Origin of the sequence: Edaphosphingomonas fennica, assembly GCF_003034225.1 — a bacterium.
Classification (GTDB): domain Bacteria; phylum Pseudomonadota; class Alphaproteobacteria; order Sphingomonadales; family Sphingomonadaceae; genus Sphingomonas_E; species Sphingomonas_E fennica.
This window is the reverse complement of the sequence record NZ_PHHF01000049.1, coordinates 172839-190139: the sequence shown is the minus strand read 5'-3', so window position 1 is coordinate 190139 and position 17301 is coordinate 172839. Positions and strand designations below refer to the sequence as shown.

General features: G+C 66.8%; 18 protein-coding genes. 13 read left to right on the top strand and 5 right to left on the bottom strand.

Features of this window, described 5'->3' with window-relative positions:
* Positions 1-299 precede the first annotated feature (299 nt).
* Together tsf and rpsB are read right to left on the bottom strand one after the other, a co-directional pair.
* Positions 300-1223, bottom strand: a complete 924-nt coding sequence (gene tsf / locus CV103_RS12850; RefSeq protein ID WP_107395134.1) for a translation elongation factor Ts — start codon at positions 1221-1223, stop codon at positions 300-302.
* Positions 1224-1324: 101 nt separating this feature from the next.
* Positions 1325-2080 carry a 30S ribosomal protein S2 gene (gene rpsB, locus CV103_RS12845; protein ID WP_015457600.1) on the bottom strand — a complete coding sequence of 252 codons (756 nt, stop codon included), beginning with the start codon at positions 2078-2080 and terminating at the stop codon, positions 1325-1327.
* 224 nt (positions 2081-2304) lie between these two features.
* Here rpsB and CV103_RS12840 point away from each other — a divergent pair, with 224 nt between their 5' ends.
* A complete protein-coding gene (locus tag CV103_RS12840) occupies positions 2305-2529 on the top strand; it encodes a hypothetical protein (protein ID WP_015457601.1) in 225 nt (74 codons plus the stop codon).
* Here the strand turns inward: CV103_RS12840 and CV103_RS12835 are convergent.
* Positions 2465-3316 carry a CDP-alcohol phosphatidyltransferase family protein gene (locus tag CV103_RS12835; RefSeq protein ID WP_015457602.1) on the bottom strand — a complete coding sequence of 284 codons (852 nt, stop codon included), beginning with the start codon at positions 3314-3316 and terminating at the stop codon, positions 2465-2467. The genes CV103_RS12840 and CV103_RS12835 overlap by 65 nt on opposite strands.
* The gene (locus CV103_RS12830) at positions 3316-4074 is read right to left on the bottom strand and encodes a phosphatidylserine decarboxylase (protein ID WP_281258488.1); all 759 of its coding nucleotides are present in this window, start codon (positions 4072-4074) and stop codon (positions 3316-3318) included. Before CV103_RS12830 ends, CV103_RS12835 begins: the two co-directional genes overlap by 1 nt.
* 236 nt (positions 4075-4310) lie before the next feature.
* Between CV103_RS12830 and CV103_RS12825 the strand changes: the two genes are divergently transcribed.
* Together CV103_RS12825 and CV103_RS12820 are read left to right on the top strand one after the other, a co-directional pair.
* The gene (locus CV103_RS12825; protein ID WP_015457604.1) at positions 4311-5120 is read left to right on the top strand and encodes a TorF family putative porin; all 810 of its coding nucleotides are present in this window, start codon (positions 4311-4313) and stop codon (positions 5118-5120) included.
* Between the two features lie 184 nt (positions 5121-5304).
* Positions 5305-6525 (top strand): NADP-dependent isocitrate dehydrogenase, encoded by a 1221-nt coding sequence (locus CV103_RS12820; protein WP_015457605.1) that lies wholly within the window; start codon positions 5305-5307, stop codon positions 6523-6525.
* Positions 6526-6677: 152 nt separating this feature from the next.
* Here the strand turns inward: CV103_RS12820 and CV103_RS12815 are convergent, their stop codons facing one another.
* Complete coding sequence (locus CV103_RS12815) at positions 6678-7997, bottom strand: methyl-accepting chemotaxis protein (protein WP_051128699.1); 1320 nt, start codon at positions 7995-7997, stop codon at positions 6678-6680.
* A 163-nt stretch (positions 7998-8160) separates the two neighbouring features.
* On the opposite strand from CV103_RS12815, the gene sdhC reads away from it, so the two are divergent.
* From sdhC to CV103_RS12765, 10 genes are all read left to right on the top strand, one after another.
* Entirely contained in the window at positions 8161-8592 is a 432-nt protein-coding gene (sdhC, locus tag CV103_RS12810; RefSeq protein ID WP_041864783.1) for a succinate dehydrogenase, cytochrome b556 subunit, read from the top strand.
* A gap of 4 nt (positions 8593-8596) precedes the next feature.
* Positions 8597-8986, top strand: coding sequence for a succinate dehydrogenase, hydrophobic membrane anchor protein (gene sdhD / locus CV103_RS12805; RefSeq protein ID WP_015457608.1), 390 nt, complete (start codon positions 8597-8599; stop codon positions 8984-8986).
* Entirely contained in the window at positions 8986-10788 is a 1803-nt protein-coding gene (sdhA, locus tag CV103_RS12800) for a succinate dehydrogenase flavoprotein subunit (protein WP_015457609.1), read from the top strand. Before sdhD ends, sdhA begins: the two co-directional genes overlap by 1 nt.
* Positions 10789-10797: 9 nt before the next feature.
* Positions 10798-11583 (top strand): succinate dehydrogenase iron-sulfur subunit, encoded by a 786-nt coding sequence (locus CV103_RS12795; protein WP_015457610.1) that lies wholly within the window; start codon positions 10798-10800, stop codon positions 11581-11583.
* 14 nt (positions 11584-11597) lie between these two features.
* Positions 11598-12044, top strand: a complete 447-nt coding sequence (locus tag CV103_RS12790) for a PaaI family thioesterase (protein ID WP_015457611.1) — start codon at positions 11598-11600, stop codon at positions 12042-12044.
* A complete protein-coding gene (gene zapE / locus CV103_RS12785; protein ID WP_015457612.1) occupies positions 12041-13153 on the top strand; it encodes a cell division protein ZapE in 1113 nt (370 codons plus the stop codon). Before CV103_RS12790 ends, zapE begins: the two co-directional genes overlap by 4 nt.
* 107 nt (positions 13154-13260) lie before the next feature.
* Positions 13261-13551 carry a GIY-YIG nuclease family protein gene (locus tag CV103_RS12780; RefSeq protein WP_070934355.1) on the top strand — a complete coding sequence of 97 codons (291 nt, stop codon included), beginning with the start codon at positions 13261-13263 and terminating at the stop codon, positions 13549-13551.
* A gap of 188 nt (positions 13552-13739) precedes the next feature.
* Positions 13740-15137, top strand: a complete 1398-nt coding sequence (locus tag CV103_RS12775; protein WP_245896811.1) for an amidohydrolase family protein — start codon at positions 13740-13742, stop codon at positions 15135-15137.
* Positions 15138-15139: 2 nt separating this feature from the next.
* Positions 15140-16321 carry a dipeptidase gene (locus CV103_RS12770; protein WP_107395148.1) on the top strand — a complete coding sequence of 394 codons (1182 nt, stop codon included), beginning with the start codon at positions 15140-15142 and terminating at the stop codon, positions 16319-16321.
* Entirely contained in the window at positions 16318-17292 is a 975-nt protein-coding gene (locus tag CV103_RS12765) for an ornithine cyclodeaminase family protein (protein ID WP_107395132.1), read from the top strand. The genes CV103_RS12770 and CV103_RS12765 overlap by 4 nt, the downstream gene beginning before the upstream one ends.
* The last annotated feature ends 9 nt before the right edge of the window (positions 17293-17301 follow it).

Sequence of the window (17301 nt, the reverse complement as noted above, 5' to 3'; positions counted from 1 at the left end):
TCTCGAACGCTCCTCATCCCACATGCTGAGACCACCACCATAGCAGTGCCGGTCAGTGCGGGGGCGCCCACATCATCAGGCTCCGATCCCTTATGCGGGATCGCGATTCACCGGCGGGGCGAATGGCCCGGCCCGATCGAGGTTCCGTGCGGGCGCACGCCTAGTGCCAGGGGCGCAATTTGCTTCCCCTCCCGGATCAGGGAGGGGATTGGGGGGGCGGGCGTCCGCCGCAGGCCCGAATGCCGCGACCGAGGCGCCCGCCCCCGATCCCTTCCGCAAGCGGAAGGGAGGCAGAAGGATCAGACGCCGGCGGCGGCGGCGACTTCGGCGGCGAAGTCGCTTTCCTTCTTCTCGATGCCTTCGCCGAGCTGGAAGCGCACATAGCCCTTCAGCACGATCGGCGAACCGGCTTCCTTGCCGGCGGCGGCGACGACGTCGGCCACCGGGGTCTTGCCGTCGATCACGAACGCCTGGCTCACCAGCGCGTTCTCCTTGCGATACTTGGCGATCGCGCCTTCCACCATCTTCTCGACGATGTTGGCGGGCTTGCCCGATTCGGCGGCCTTCTCGGTCGCGATCGCGCGCTCGCGCTCGATCGTCTCGGCGTCCAGGCCATCGGCGGTCAGCGCCAGCGGGGCAGCGGCGGCGATGTGCATGGCCAGCTGCTTGCCCAGCGCTTCCAGCTTGTCGGCCGGCGCGGTGCTCTCAAGCGCGACGAGCACGCCGATCTTGCCGAGGCCGGGGGCCGCGGCATTGTGGACGTAGGAGACGATCGCGCCCTGATCGACCGTGAGGGTCGCCGCGCGGCGCAGCGCCTGCTGCTCGCCGATGGTGGCGATGTTGCTGGTCAGCTTCTCGGCAACGGTGCCTTCGCCCGGATAGGTCGCGGCGGCCAGCGCCTCGATCGAATCGCCGGTGTCGAGCGCCAGCTCGGTCACGGTCTTCACGAACGACTGGAACTGATCGTTCTTGGCGACGAAGTCGGTTTCCGAATTCACCTCGACCACGGCACCCTTGGTGCCCTTCACGGTCACGCCCACGAGGCCCTCGGCCGCCTGGCGGCCGGCCTTCTTGGCGGCGGCGGCGAGGCCCTTGGTGCGCAGCCAGTCGACGGCGGCTTCCATGTCGCCATTGGTCTCGGCGAGCGCCTTCTTGCAGTCCATCATGCCGGCGCCGGTGCGGTCGCGCAGTTCCTTGACGGTCTTGGCAGTGACTTCCGCCATGTCCTTGTCCTTTCGTTATGAACGGGTCGGGGCGAGCCGATAGGCCCGCCCCGTGATCTTGTTATGACGTACGCGCTCCAGGGAGGGCGCGTGGAGCGCGATCAGGCGCTCAGCGCTTCCTCGGCGACCGGCTCGGCGGCGGCGCCCAGGTCCTCGCCACGGGCGGCGCGGCCACCCTGCTCGCCACGGGTCGCGGCGGCGGCGACGGCGTCGCAATAGAGGCGGATGGCGCGGGCGGCGTCGTCATTGGCCGGGATCGGGAAGGCGATGCCGTCCGGCGACACGTTCGAATCGAGGATCGCGACGACGGGGATGCCCAGCGTGTTGGCTTCCTTGATCGCCAGCTCTTCCTTGTTGGCGTCGATCACGAACATCACGTCCGGGATGCCGCCCATGTCGCGGATGCCGCCCAGCGAAAGCTCCAGCTTGTCGCGCTCGCGGGTCAGCTGCAGCACTTCCTTCTTGGTCAGGCCGTGCGTGTCGCCCGAAAGCTGCTCTTCCAGCGTCTTGTAACGCTTGATCGAGCCCGAGATGGTCTTCCAGTTGGTGAGCATGCCGCCCAGCCAGCGGTGGTTGACATAATGCTGGCCCGAACGGCGGGCGGCCTCGGCGATCGGCTCCTGCGCCTGGCGCTTGGTGCCGACGAACAGCACCTTGCCGCCATGGGCGACGGTCTGGCTCACGAAGTCGAGCGCGCGCGCGAAGAGCGGCACGGTCTGCGACAGATCGATGATGTGGACGCCGTTGCGCTCGCCGAAGATGTAGGGCTTCATCTTCGGGTTCCAGCGGTGGGTCTGGTGGCCGAAGTGGGCGCCGGCGTCGAGAAGCGCCTGCATCGAGACGGTGGGAACCGCCATGGGATAGTCTCCTTCCGGTTGAACCTCTCCGGGGCAGTGACCGGACGGGCGGAACGCCCATCAGCGGCACCGGTTTATGAACCCCGGATGTGGAATGGCGGCGCACCTAGCCATTCGGGCGCCGGAAATCAACCCTTGACGACAGGAACAAAACAGGAACATAAAGGCCGCAACACGGGATTCGCGGAAATGCCCCATCGGGCAGGGCGAAGCGGGAGGCGGTTATGGCACAGCTTGCGACGATCCTTTTCTTCCTCGCCATGGGCGGCACGGCGCTCGGCATCATCGCGGGGATGGTGATGGAATATGCCGATCGGATCGCGATGGCGCTCGGCGCCCGCCCGGCCGCATCGCCGGCCCTGCCGCCGCTGCCGGCGGCGCGCGTCAGGCTTCAGCCGCGGGCCGTTCCTGCGCGGATCGCGCAGCCGCCGCTGCGCGCTGCCGCCTGACTCGGGCATAGCTGCGCATCCCGAAGGGGATGGACAGCACATAGGCGATGCTGGCGATGGCCAGCGTTTCCCACGTCGCCACGATCAGCGCCGCGCCCAGCAACGCCACGGCCAGCAGCAGCCACAGCCGGATGCCGCTGCGCAGGCGGAGGGACGACCAGGAATAGGTGGCGACGTTGGAGATCAGCAGGAATCCGACGAACGCCGCCCACGGCGCCACGACATAGGTTTCGCGGAAGATGTCCAGGCCGGTGCACAGCCAGAGGTAGAGCGGGAGCATCAGGAGCCCCGCGCCCGCGGGCGCCGGCACGCCGGTCAGGAAGCCGGCCGACTTGTGCGGCTGCTCGCTCGCGTCGATCTGGGCGTTGAAGCGGGCGAGCCGCAGCGCGCAGCATACCGCATGGCCCAGCGCGAACAGCCAGCCGTAGCGCGGCAGCGCCTGCAGCGACCAGAGGAACATGATGATCGCCGGCGACACGCCGAAGGCGATCACGTCGGAAAGCGAATCGAGCTCCGCACCGAACCGGCTCTCGCCCTTCAGCAGCCGGGCGATCCGCCCGTCCAGCCCGTCGAGCACGCCCGCCAGGATGATGAGCGCGGCCGCCATCTGCCATTCGAGCCACCAGCGTTCCGATCCCGGCACGCGCCCGATCGCGCCGATAGCGAAGCGCACGCCGGTCAGCCCCGAACACAGCGCCAGCGCCGTCACCGCGTTGGGCGCGAGCGCGCGCAGCGGAATGCCCTTCAACGGGCGCTGGATGCGGGCATTGTCGGGGCGCGGCGCCATCAGAGCGCGGTTCCGTATACCCGTTCCGCCTCGCCGATCCTCGCGATCACGGTCTCGCCGGCAATGGCCCGCTGGCCCAGCGCGATGCGCGGCTGGGTGCCGGCCGGCAGATACACGTCCACCCGGCTGCCGAAGCGGATCAGGCCGATGCGCTGCCCGCCGGCGACGATGTCGCCCGGCTTCACGAACGGCACGATGCGCCGCGCCACCAGCCCGGCGATCTGGGTGAAGCCGATGCGGGTGCCGTCATCGCCTTCGACCAGGATGTGCTGGCGCTCATTCTCCTCGCTCGCCTTGTCGAGGTCCGCATTCAGGAACTTGCCGGAGATGTAGACGACCCGACGGATCGTACCGGCGATCGGCGTGCGGTTGATGTGCACGTCGAACACGCTCATGAAGATCGAAACCCGCGTCATCGGCTCGTCGCCCAGCCCGTCGGGGCCTGCCAGCTCGCGCGGCGGCGGCACGGTGGCGATCATCGTCACCAGCCCGTCGGCCGGCGACACGATCACCCCCTCCCCCCTCGGGAAGGTGCGGATCGGATCGCGGAAGAAGGCGAGGATCCATATCGTCACGCCCGCCATTGGCCAGGCAAGCGTTTCCCAGGCCATCAACGCGAAGATGAGCGTGATGGCCGCGCCGATCAGGGCGAACTTGCGGCCTTCGGGATGAACCGAGGGCCAGCGCCAGCGGACGGTGGTGGTGCCGACGTCCGGCTTTTCCAATGATGTCATGTCCGCGTTCTTACGATCGGCCATGGCGGCTGACAACGGCGCAGTGGGCAACAATGTTGCAATCGCCCTCCCCGCGCCCCCTTCGGCCCATGCGATGCGGCAGCGCAACATTTCGTTACGCGCGGGAAACAGGCGGATCACAGGCGCCCTTTAGGCTGTCCTCCATCCTGGGGGACGCGCGCACGGCGGCCCGCCAGCCGCAAGAGGCCGCGCCCGCGGGATGCAGGAGGAACATTCCAACCATAAAAGGGGAATGTTCCATGTCTTATCGTCTGGTCGCCGCGGTTGCGGCAGCCCTGTTCGCGACGCCGGCGCTGGCGCAGGAAGAGGCGTCCGGCCCCTTCACCATCTCCGGCAGCGCCGGCCTCGTTTCCGATTACCGGTTCCGCGGCGTCTCGCAGTCGGACAAGGAGATGGCCGTGCAGGGCGGCATCGGCGTCTCACACGAAAGCGGCCTCTATGCCGGCACCTGGGCGTCGAGCCTCTCGGGTTGGGGCACCTTCGGCGGCGGCAATATCGAGCTCGATCTCTATGCCGGCTACAAGCTGCCGGTCGGCGGCGCGACGATCGATGTCGGCCTCACCTGGTATATGTATCCGGGCGGCGCGGACGATACCGACTTCGCCGAGCCTTATGTGAAGGTCAGCGGCACGGTGGGGCCGGTCTCGCTGCTCGGCGGCGTCGCCTATGCGCCCAAGCAGCAAGCGCTCGGCAATTATTCCAACACGCCGCAGAGCCGGGGGCAGAAGCAGGACAATCTCTATCTCTGGGGCGATGCCAGCGCCGGCATTCCCTCCACCCCCCTCAGCGTGAAGGCCCATATCGGCTATTCGGACGGCAATCCCGGCCTCGGCCCCAACGGCACCAGCATCGCGCCCACGGGCAAATATTGGGATTGGCTGGTGGGCGCCGATGCGGTCGTCGGGCCGGTCACGCTCGGCATCGCCTATGTCGATACCGATATCAGCAAGGCGGATTCGGCCTATATCCAGCCCAATTTCTCGTCGACCAAGAACGGTTCGTCGATCGCCAGCGGGCGGGTGGTCTTCTCCGTCACGGCCGCCTTCTGATGCGGTGACGGCCGGCCCTGCCCGGCCGTCCCACGCCCCTGGGGCTCCGCGCTCCGGGGGCGTCGCTTTTTCCCGCGCGCCATTCCTTTTGCCCGCCGCGCCTTCCGCCGCCCGCAAGGTTGATCCTCGCCCCGGCATTGCCTAGACGGGCGCGAAACCCACTCCCTGGAGAAAGCGGACCCCCATGGCCAAGATCACCGTGAAGACCCCCGTCGTCGAGCTCGACGGCGATGAAATGACCCGGATCATCTGGCAATGGATCCGCGAGCGGCTGATCCTGCCCTATCTCGATCTCAAGCTCGAATATTACGACCTCTCCGTGCAGAAGCGCGACGAGACGGCGGACCAGATCACCATCGATTCCGCCCGCGCGATCCAGAAGTACGGCGTCGGCGTGAAGTGCGCCACGATCACCCCGGATGAGGCCCGCGTCGAGGAATTCGGCCTCAAGAAGATGTGGAAGTCGCCGAACGGCACGATCCGCAACATCCTGGGCGGCGTCGTGTTCCGCGAACCGATCGTCATCAAGAACGTTCCCCGGCTGGTTCCGGGCTGGACGGACCCGATCGTCGTCGGCCGTCACGCCTTCGGCGACCAGTATCGCGCCACCGATTTCAGGGTGCCCGGCCCCGGCAAGCTCCGCCTCGTCTGGGAAGGCGACAATGGCGACGTGATCGACGAGGAAGTGTTCCAGTTCCCGTCGTCCGGCGTCGCCATGGGCATGTATAATCTCGACGATTCGATCCGCGATTTCGCCCGCGCCAGCATGAACTATGCGCTGGGCCGCGGCTGGCCGCTCTACCTCTCCACCAAGAACACGATCCTCAAGGCCTATGACGGCCGCTTCAAGGATCTGTTCCAGGAGGTGTTCGACGCCGAATTCGCCGCCCAGTTCAAGGAAAAGGGCATCGTCTACGAACATCGCCTGATCGACGACATGGTCGCCTCGGCGCTCAAGTGGAGCGGCAAGTTCGTCTGGGCCTGCAAGAATTACGACGGCGACGTGCAGTCGGATACCGTCGCGCAGGGCTTCGGCTCGCTGGGTCTCATGACCTCGGTGCTGATGTCGCCGGACGGCAAGACGATCGAGGCGGAAGCCGCCCACGGCACCGTCACCCGCCACTATCGCATGCACCAGCAGGGCAAGGCGACGTCGACCAACCCGATCGCCTCGATCTTCGCCTGGACGCAGGGCCTCTCCTTCCGCGGCAAGTTCGACGGCACGCCGGACGTCACCCGCTTCGCCGAAACGCTGGAGCGCGTCTGCATCGAGACGGTCGAAAAGGGCCAGATGACCAAGGACCTCGCCATCCTGATCGGCCCGGATCAGCCCTGGATGACGACCGAGCAGTTCTTCGAGGCGATCCGCGTCAACCTCGAAGCCGAAATGGCCAACTGGAAGTAATCTTCCCGCCATCGGCACCAAAAAAGGCGCCGCTCCGGTCCACCGGGGCGGCGCCTTTTCTTTTTGGGGCTCGTATCTCGGCCAACTCAAGTCGATTGCGACTACCTAGCCGGGCATCCCGGATCAGATCGGGAATGCCCGCCGCGCTCCTTTCAAGCCGCGATCCGGGAAACGAACTCGCTCGTTGCCGCTTCCAGGTCGGAAAGGCGGGCGTCCACGGTCTGGAAGCCGGTTTCCAGCCGGTCGATCTCGCCGGCCACGGATACCGTGTCGGATCGGATCGCGGCGATGGTGCCGGACATCGAGTCGGCCGCCAGGGCCGTTTCGTCGACGGCGGCGGTGATCGAGGTCACCGTCTGCGCCTGCACCTCCATGGCCTGCTGGATGCGCCGGGCCGATGTCTGCACCTCGCCCACCGTGTCGCGGATCGATCCGTTGGCTTCCAGAGTCTGGTGCGTCGCCGCCTGGATCGCGGCGATCTTGGCGGCGATGTCGTCGGTCGCCCGCGCGGTCTGCGAGGCGAGGCTCTTCACCTCCTGCGCCACCACGGCGAAGCCCCGGCCGGCATCGCCGGCGCGCGCCGCCTCGATCGTGGCGTTGAGCGCCAAGAGGTTGGTCTGCCCGGCAATGTCGCGGATCAGGCCGAGGATGGATTCGATCGCCTTGGCGTGGTCGGAAAGCGCCTCCGTCACCGCCACGGCCTCGGCCGACTGGGTCGCCGCCTTGGTCGCCACCAGGGCCGCCGATTCCACCTCGCCGCGCGCTTCCTCGATGGCGCGGATCAGGCCGGCGGCGGTATGCGCCGCCTCGCGCATGGCGGTGGCCGATTGCTCGGCGGCGGCGGCCACCTCGGATGCCTTGCCCAGCATGCCGCGCGCGGCGGCGGCGGTGTTCACCGTCTTTCCTTTCAGGTCGCGCGCATTCGCGACCGTATCGGCGAGGATGGCCACAACTGTACCCTTGAACCGGCTGCTCGCGTCGGCGCGCTGCACGCCCGCCGCGTTGCGCTTCAGATTGTTGATCTGGGCCAGGATGATCTCGGTCTCGATGCAGGCCAGGCGATGGACGATGCGGATCGCGCGGCGGCGCGTGTCCGGATCCCCGATCGCCAGGCGGAGCTGATCGCACATCATCTCGGAAGCGGTGATCACCGCCTCGATGAACACGGGCGGCGGCACGTCGCTATGGTAGATGTCGGCCGCGGGCCGCGCGACGAGCGCGATCCAGTCCGCATCCACCGGCTGGCGATATTTGCCGGTCGCATGCGCGATGAATTCCTCCACCGGCAGCGGGCTGCGCGGCGTCATCCCTTCCCAGAAGGCGCGCGATGCATCGCTTATGGCGTCGGCGCCATGTTCCCACAGGAAGCGCAGATCCTCGCTCAGCCGCCCGTCGCGATTGTATAGCGCCAGCCGCTCGGCCACTTCCTCGTCCGGCAGGGGCACATGGATCTCGGCAGAGGTCTGTCGCATATATTGGCCGCTCAACCCTTGTCTCCCCACGCACAAATCCGGTTTCGGGGCCATCTTAAGGCGCGGTGGTAAATGCAGGGTTATTCCGGCGAACGTCCGCGTAAGGTTGCATGACGACGAGGTTCGGCTAAAGGAGCCCCGCATATCGATTAGGGGGACTTCCATGTCTCGAAACGCCGCACGCCCGCTCTCTCCTCACCTCACCATCTGGCGGTGGGGGCCGCACATGCTGGTTTCCATCCTGCATCGCGCGACGGGCACAGCGCTCGCCATCGGCGGGGGCATCCTGTTCGCCTGGTGGCTGGCCGCCGCCGCCAGCGGGCCGGACTATTACGAATCGTTCCGTTATTATGCCGTCCAGGCGGAAGCGGGCGACACGCTGGGCTGCATCGTCAACGTCCTCGCGCGCATTGTCGCGATCGGGCTGACGTGGAGCTTCTTCCAGCACCTCTTTTCCGGCCTTCGCCATTTCGTGCTCGATACGGGCGCGGGCTATGAGCTGAAGACCAATCGCATGTGGTCGATCCTCACCATCGTGGGCTCGATCACCTTCACCGCCCTGATCTGGGGCTGCATCCTTCTGGCTAGGGGCTGATCGGATGGGAACGGGAACCGGCATCGGCCGCGTCCGCGGGCTTGGCTCGGCCAAGCATGGATCGCTTCACTGGTGGCAGCAGCGGCTGACGGCCGCGGGCAACGTCATCCTCCTCCTCTGGTTCGTGGTATCGATCTTCCGCCTGCCGGTGCTCGATTACGCAACCGTCACGACGTGGATCGGATCGCCCTTCGTGGCGGTGGCGCTCGTCCTGCTCACCGTATCGGTATTCTGGCACCTGCGCCTCGGCCTCCAGGTCTTCATCGAGGATTATGTGCATGACGATGCCTCGCGCGTCGCGGCTCTCCTCGCCCTCAATTTCTATGCGGTCGGCTCGGCCGCGCTCGCGATCTTCTCGATCCTGAAGATCGCGTTCGGTGGAGTTCATGGCTGATGTCCGAAGCCTATAAGATCATCGACCATATCTACGACGCGGTCGTCGTCGGCGCGGGCGGCTCAGGCCTGCGCGCCACGATGGGCGTCGCGGAAAAGGGTCTCAAGACCGCCTGCATCACCAAGGTGTTCCCCACCCGCAGCCACACGGTCGCGGCGCAGGGCGGCATCGCGGCGAGCCTCGGCAACATGGGTCCGGATCACTGGACCTGGCACATGTACGATACCGTCAAGGGATCGGACTGGCTGGGCGACCAGGACGCGATCGAATATCTCTGCCGCGAGGCACCGGCCGCCGTTTACGAGCTGGAACATGCCGGCGTGCCGTTCAGCCGCACCAACGAGGGCAAGATCTACCAGCGCCCGTTCGGCGGCATGATGCAGAATATGGGCGCCGGCCCGCCCGCGCAGCGCACCTGCGCCGCGGCCGACCGCACCGGCCACGCCATGCTCCACACGCTCTACCAGCAGAGCCTGAAGTATGACGCGGACTTCTTCATCGAATATTTCGCGCTCGACCTCATCATGGAGGATGGCGAGTGCAAGGGCGTGCTCGCCATCTGCATGGAAGATGGCAGCATCCACCGCTTCCGCAGCCATGCGACCGTGCTCGCCACCGGCGGCTACGGCCGCTGCTATTTCTCCGCCACCTCGGCCCACACCTGCACGGGCGACGGCGGCGGCATGGTGCTGCGCGCGGGCCTGCCGCTGCAGGACATGGAGTTCGTGCAATTCCACCCGACCGGCATCTACGGCGCGGGCGTGCTGATCACCGAGGGCGCGCGCGGCGAAGGCGGCTACCTCACCAATTCCGAGGGCGAACGCTTCATGGAGCGTTACGCCCCCTCCGCGAAGGACCTCGCCTCGCGCGACGTCGTCTCGCGATCGATGGCGATGGAGATCCGTGAGGGCCGCGGCGTCGGCAAGAACAAGGATCACATCTACCTGCACCTCGATCATATCGATCCGGCGGTGCTGGCGGAGCGCCTTCCCGGCATCACCGAGACCGGCAAGGTGTTCGCGGGCGTCGATCTCACCCGCCAGCCGCTGCCGGTGGTGCCGACCGTCCACTACAATATGGGCGGCATCCCGACCAATTATCACGGCGAGGTCGTGACGCTGAAGGACGGCAATCCGGACACGGTCGTCCCCGGCCTGTTCGCGGTGGGCGAGGCGGCCTGCGTGTCGGTCCACGGCGCCAACCGCCTGGGTTCCAACTCGCTGATCGATCTCGTGGTGTTCGGCCGCGCCACCGGCCACCGCATCACCGACATCATCAAGCCCAACAGCCCGCACGGCAAGATCAACAAGGAAGCGGACGACAAGGCGCTTTCCCGCCTCGATCGCTACCGCAACGCCAAGGGCGGCTCACCCACGGCGGAAATCCGCAACAACATGCAGCGCACGATGCAGTCCGACTGCGCCGTGTTCCGCACGACGGAGCTGCTCACCGAGGGCATGGGCAAGATCGACAAGGTCTATCAGAGCCTCGCCGACGTCGGCATCACCGATCGCAGCCTGATCTGGAACACCGATCTGATCGAGACGCTGGAGCTGGACAACATGCTGCCCCAGGCCGTCGTCACCATGCACTCCGCCGCCAACCGGCACGAAAGCCGCGGCGCGCACATGCATGAGGATTTCCCCAACCGCGACGACGAGAACTTCATGAAGCACACCGTCTCGTGGTTCGAGGGCGAGGCAGGCAAGGGCGGCAAGGTGACGCTCGATTACCGTCCGGTGCACGATTACACGCTCACCGACGAGATCGAATATATCAAGCCCAAGGCGCGGGTTTACTGAGGACGGACCATGGCTGAATTCTCGCTTCCCAAGAACAGCAAGATCAAGTCCGGCGGCAAGGTCCACAAGGCCGAGCCCGGCGCCAGCAACGTCAAGACCTTCAAGGTCTATCGCTACGATCCGGATTCAGGCGAAAATCCGCGCTACGACAAGTTCGAGCTGGATCTCGACGAAACCGGCCCGATGGTGCTCGACGCGCTCATCAAGATGAAGAGCGAGCAGGACCCCTCGCTCACCTTCCGCCGCTCCTGCCGCGAAGGCATTTGCGGTTCGTGCGCGATGAACATGAACGGCAAGAACGGTCTCGCCTGCACCACCGCGATCGAGGATTGCAAGGGCGAGGTCCGCATCACGCCCCTGCCGCACATGGACGTGATCAAGGACCTCGTTCCCGATTTCACGCACTTCTATGCGCAATATGCCTCGATCCAGCCCTGGCTGAAGACGGTCACGCCTGCCCCCTCGGGCAAGGAGCGTCTCCAGTCGCCGGAGGACCGCGCCAAGCTGGACGGCCTCTACGAGTGCATCCTGTGCGCCTGCTGCTCGACCTCGTGCCCCAGCTACTGGTGGAATAGCGACAAGTTCCTGGGCCCGGCGATCCTGCTCCAGGCCTATCGCTGGCTGGCCGACAGCCGTGACGAGTTCACCGGCGAGCGGCTGGACGAGCTGGAAGATCCGTTCCGTCTCTATCGCTGCCACACCATCATGAACTGCGCGAACGTGTGCCCCAAGGGTCTGTCCCCGGCGCGCGCCATCGCGGAGATCAAGAAGATGGAAGTCGAACGCCAGATCTGAGGCTTCGACAAACGGTGGAACCCCTCTTCTCCAGCGCCCCGGACCCGGACCATCCGGGCTGGAACCGCTGGGAGCTCAACGATCGCGATCGCTTCCTCGATCAGCTCGGCCGTGTCCTTGTCCGCCCCGAACCGGGCGGCAAGGCGCGGGTTCGCATGTTCCCGGAACGCCGCCATTCCAACATGATCAACGCCGTCCATGGCGGCGCGGTGATGGGCTTCGTCGATATCGCGCTGTTCGCGGGCGCGGAAGCCTGCGGCGCGAAGGCGGCCGGCAACGGCGTCACCCTGGATTTCACCGCCCAGTTTCTCAGCCGCGGCACGCTCGATGAGCCGCTGGACGCGGTGGTGGAGGTGCTGCGCGAGACCGGCCGGCTGATCTTCGTGCGCGGCCTGGTGGAACAGACCCACGGCATCGTCGCCTCCTTCTCCGCCACGCTGCGCAAGGCCGGCCAGCGATGAGCACCGTCAAGGATCGCTACGCCGATCTCATCGCCTCCGGCCAGCTCCGCCCCGATCCCGATCAGGCCAAGGTGGTGGATCGGCTGAACGCGCTGGCGGCCGAGCTTTCGGTGCGGCCCGAAAAGGGCAGCGTGCTGTGGCGGATGCTGCGCAAGGCGCCACCGCCGCCGCGCGGCCTCTACATCTGGGGCAGCGTCGGCCGGGGCAAGTCCATGCTGATGGACCTGTTCTTCGATTGCGTGGCCATGGAGCGCAAGCGGCGCGTCCACTTCCATGAATTCATGATCGAGGTACATGATCGCCTCCGCATCGAGCGCGAGCGGGAGAAAGGCGATCCCATCGCCCCCGTCGTCGCCGCGCTGGCGGAGGAAGCCCGCCTTCTCGCCTTCGACGAGATGGTGATCAACAACACCGCCGACGCCATGATCATGAGCCGCCTGTTCACTGGCCTGATCGATGCCGGCGTGGTCGTCGTCACCACGTCCAACCGGCCGCCGAAGGACCTCTACAAGGACGGCCTCAACCGCGAGCATTTCCTGCCCTTCATCGCGCTGATCGAGGCGCGGATGGACGTGCTGACGCTGGACGGCCCGACCGACTATCGCCTCGCCCGGCTGGGCGGCGCGCCCACCTGGTATGTCCCCAACGGGCCGGAATCGACGGAAGCGGTGCGCGCCGCCTTCTTCCGCCTCACCGATTTCCCGCCGGAGGATTCGGTCCATGTGCCGAGCGCGGAGCTTGCCATCCATGGCGGGCGATCGATGCACGTGCCAAAAAGCCTGAAGGGCGTCGCCGTCTTCTCCTTCAAGCGGCTCTGCGCCGAAGCGCGCGGCGCCACCGATTATCTGGCGATCGCGCGCAACTATCACACCGTCATCATCGTCGGCATCCCGGTCCTCGGCCCCGAACGGCGCAACGAGGCCGCCCGCTTCAAGACGCTGATCGACGCGCTCTACGAACATAAGGTGAAGCTGATCGCCACCGCCGACGCCGAACCCGCCCAGCTCTACCCCTCGGGCGACGGCGCCTTCGAATTCGAACGCACCGTCAGCCGCCTCATGGAAATGCAATCCCGCGACTATCTCGCCGCCGGCCACGGCGCGGACTGAGGGCGGCATATAGGGGGGGGCCTGCGCGGATCGGCGGTGGTCATTCCTCTTAACGTCATGCAAGCGCAGGCTGGCATCGCTTTGAGGCTGGTGTAACCTCAACCCGCATGACCAGGGGCGGCTGGACCTGCATTCTGTCGAACAAGCCGAAGGGCATTCTCTATATCGGCGTCACCGCCAACCTGGCCGCGCGGATGATGCAGCACCGCACCGGCACGGGCTCGGCCTTCTGCCGCAAATATGGTCTCGACCGGCTCGTCTTCGCCGAACCCCATGACAGCATGGTCGAAGCCATTGCTCGCGAAAAGGCTCTGAAGGCCTGGAAACGGGATTGGAAAATCCGACTGATCGAACAGGGCAATCCTGAATGGGAGGATCTGTTCGATCGCATCCTGTAGCCGCCAGCGATGCCAGCCTGCGCTAGCATGACGTTATTCGGAACGCTCGCCCTCGCCCCTTCCCCATCCCCCCACCATGACCGCGGCACCGCAAGCCCCCGCCGCGGCCGCCCACCGCATCTCCCCTTGCCCAATGCCCCATCCGGTCATTACCAAGCTGGCCAGGTCGCAAAAACGGGAAGGGGCAAATGGCTGGAATGAAAATGATATTGCGCGCGCTCGCCGGCGCGGCGCTGGCGGGTGCCGCGCTCGGCGCGATACCGGCGCCGGCCGCCACGCCCACCCCTTTCGCCGCGCCCGCCAGGGGCAGCCGCGCCGTCTACCGCAACGTTGCGCTGATCGACGGCACCGGCGGTCCGCTCCGGCGTGACATGGCGATCGTGATGGATGGCGATCGCATCACCGATGTCGTCGCCGATCGCGATCTGCCCGCCGCCGCGCTTGCCGGCGCCGATGTCGTCGATCTCAAGGGCCAATATGTCGTGCCCGGACTGATCGATACCCATGTCCACATCGCTACCCCGCCCGACCGCGTGCGCGCCGAGGCGGTGCTCCGCCGCAACCTCTATGGCGGCGTCACCGCGATCCGCGACATGGCGGACGATCTGCGCTCGGTCGCCGAGATCACCCGCGCCTCACGCCTGGGCGAGATCGCCGCGCCCGACATCTATTTCGCGGCACTGATGGCCGGCCCCAGCTTCTTCGACGACAAGCGCACCTGGGCCGTCTCCAAGGGCGTCACCCCCGGCGCCGTGCCGTGGATGCAGGCGATCACCGACGATACGGACATGCCGCTCGCCGTCGCCATGTCGCGCGGCACCGGCGCCACCGCGATCAAGGCCTATGCCAACATGCCCGGCCGCACCGTCGCCGCGATCGTGGCGGAGGCGCATCGCCAGCATTTCCCGGTCTGGGCGCATGGCGCGATCTTCCCCGCCAGCCCGGCCGAGGTGATCGGCGCGGGCGTCGATGTCGTCAGCCATGTCTGCTACCTCGCCTATCAGGTGTCGGACAGCGTGCCCGCTTCCTACCAGCAGCGCGTGCCCGTCGCTTATGATCGCCTCGCCAAGGGCGACAATCCGGTCATCGGCGGTCTGTTCAGGCAGATGGCCCAGCATGGCCAGATCCTCGACGCCACCGGCCGCGTCTATCTGGAATATGACGAGCGGGCGGCTGCCAATCCGGCCAAGCCGCCGCTCTGCACCGCCGATCTCGCCGCCCGCCTGATCGATCAGGCGCGGCGGGCGGGCGTGGAAATCTCCACGGGCACCGACGGCACCAATGCGGCGGACAAGCCGTGGCCGGAACTGCACGACGAACTGGTCTTCCTCGTCGAACGCGCGAAGATGACACCCGCGCAGGTGATCCGCTCCGCCACCCTCGTCGGCGCACGCGCCGCGGGGCAGGAAAAGGATATGGGTTCGATCGAGGCCGGCAAGCTCGGCAATTTCGTGGTGCTCGCCAGGAACCCGCTGGAGAATATCCGCAATATCGACAGCATCGTGATGACGGTGAAGCGTGGCCACGCCTTCCCGCGCACCGATTTCAAGCCGCTGACCAAGGACGAGCTGGGGGACGAGGAATGAGCCTGGAACAGGATCGCCGCGCCTTCCTGGCGCTCGGGGCCGGCATGCTGGCCGCACCGGCGCTCGCCGCACCCGCACGCGCGCTGGCGGTGACGCCAGCCGCCGCCGATCCGATCGCGAACATGATCGTCATCAACGCGCTCGGCGGTTTCGACGATCCCAACGACCGGTCGGACGATGCCGCGAAGGGCAAGGAAGGCCCCAGCCCGCTAATCCTCAAGCCCCGCGTCCTCGCCGATGCCCGCGCCTCGGGGCAGACGGCGGTGAACATCACCATCGGCTATGTCTCCGGCAAGAAGGAGCCTTTCCAGCAGAGCGTGGCCGATGTCGCGAGCTGGGATCGGCTGATCCGCGAAAATCCGCGCGAACTCATCAAGATCCTCACCGCCGCCGATATCCGCCGCGCCAAGGCAGAAGGGCGGATGGGCCTGATCCTCGGTTTCCAGAATGCGGCGATGATGGGCGATGATGCCAGCCGCGTCGACATCTTCGCCGATCTCGGCGTCCGCATCGTCCAGCTCACCTACAATCCCGCCAACCAGCTTGGCGACGGATCGATGGCCCCGGAAAATCGCGGCATCACCCCATTCGGGCGCGAGGTGATCGAAAGGTTGAACGCCAATCGGGTGATGGTCGATCTCTCCCACAGCGGCCAGCGCACCTGCCTGGAGGCGGCCCGCGCATCGAAGCAGCCGATCTCGATCAACCATACCGGCTGTCGCGCCGTCACCGATGTGCCCCGCAACAAGACGGACGAGGAGCTGCGCCTCGTCGCCGATCGCGGCGGCTTCGTCGGCATCTATTTCATGCCTTTCCTCAACCCCACCGGTCATGCCCGGGCGGAGGATGTGGTCGCTCATATCGATCATGCCGTAAACGTCTGCGGGGAGGACCATGTCGGCATCGGCACCGATGGCGGCACCACCCCGATCGACGACCTCAAGGCCTATGAGGCCGACCTCGCGAAGGAGATTACAGAGCGCCGCGCCGCCGGCATCAGCGCCACCGGCGAACGGCCCGATACTTATCCCTTCGTCGTCGATCTGCGCGGGCCGGATCAGTTCCGCAAGCTCGCCGGCCTGCTGCGGCAGAAGGGCTATTCCACCGCACGGATCGAAAAGATCCTCGGCCTCAACTTCGTCCGTTATGCGGAGGAGATCTGGGCCGGGGAAACCCGGACATGATCGTCATCGGCCGGAAGGATGTGGCCCACCATCTCGATCCGGCCGCCTGCATCGACCTGATGCGGGATGCGATGATCGCGCTTTCGACCGGCAACAGCCGGCAATTGCTGCGCCAGATCGTCGATCTGGACGGCGGCAATGCCTTCGGCGTGATGCCGGGCGCGCTGGACGGCGCCACCTTCGGCGCGAAGCTGGTGAGCGTCTATCCGGCGCGCGCCGCCCGTGGCGAGCAGACCCATCAGGGCATCATCGTCCTCCACGATCCGGCGAGCGGCACGCCGGTCGCGCTGGTCCATGCCGGCGAGGTGACCGCGATCCGCACGGCCGCCGCGTCGGCCGCCGCCACCGATGCGCTGGCGCGGCCCGATGCCAGGCGGCTGGCGATCCTGGGCTATGGCGAGCAGGCCTGGCATCACGCCGCCGCCCTCCCCCATGTCCGTGCCCTCTCCCACATCGCCGTCTGGGGCCGATCGCGGGAGAAAGCGGAGGCTTTCGCCGCGCGCATCCGCGCCGATCTGGGGATCGCTGCCACCGCCGTCGAGACGGCGGGCGGGGCCGTGGCGGATGCCGACATCATCTGCACCGCCACCGCCGCCGCCGATCCCATCCTGTTTTCCGCGGACGTGCCGGACGGCGCCCATGTCAATCTGGTGGGGTCGAGCCGGGCAGGCCCGGCCGAGGCCGATGCCGCGCTGGTGGCGCGCGGCCGCCTCTTTGCCGATCACCGCGCCGGCGCGCTGGCGCAGGGGGCGGAGATACTTCGCGCGCTTCAGGCCGGCCTGATCGACGAGAGCCATGTGCTGGGCGAGATCGGCGAAGTGATGGCAGGCACGCTGCCCGGCCGGATCGCAGCTGCCGACGTCACGCTATACAAATCGCTCGGGTCGATCGTGCAGGATCTGGCGGCGGGCTGGCATCTCTACCGGCTGGCGCGGGAACGCGGCTTCGGCACCGACGCCGCGTTCGACTGACGATATCCT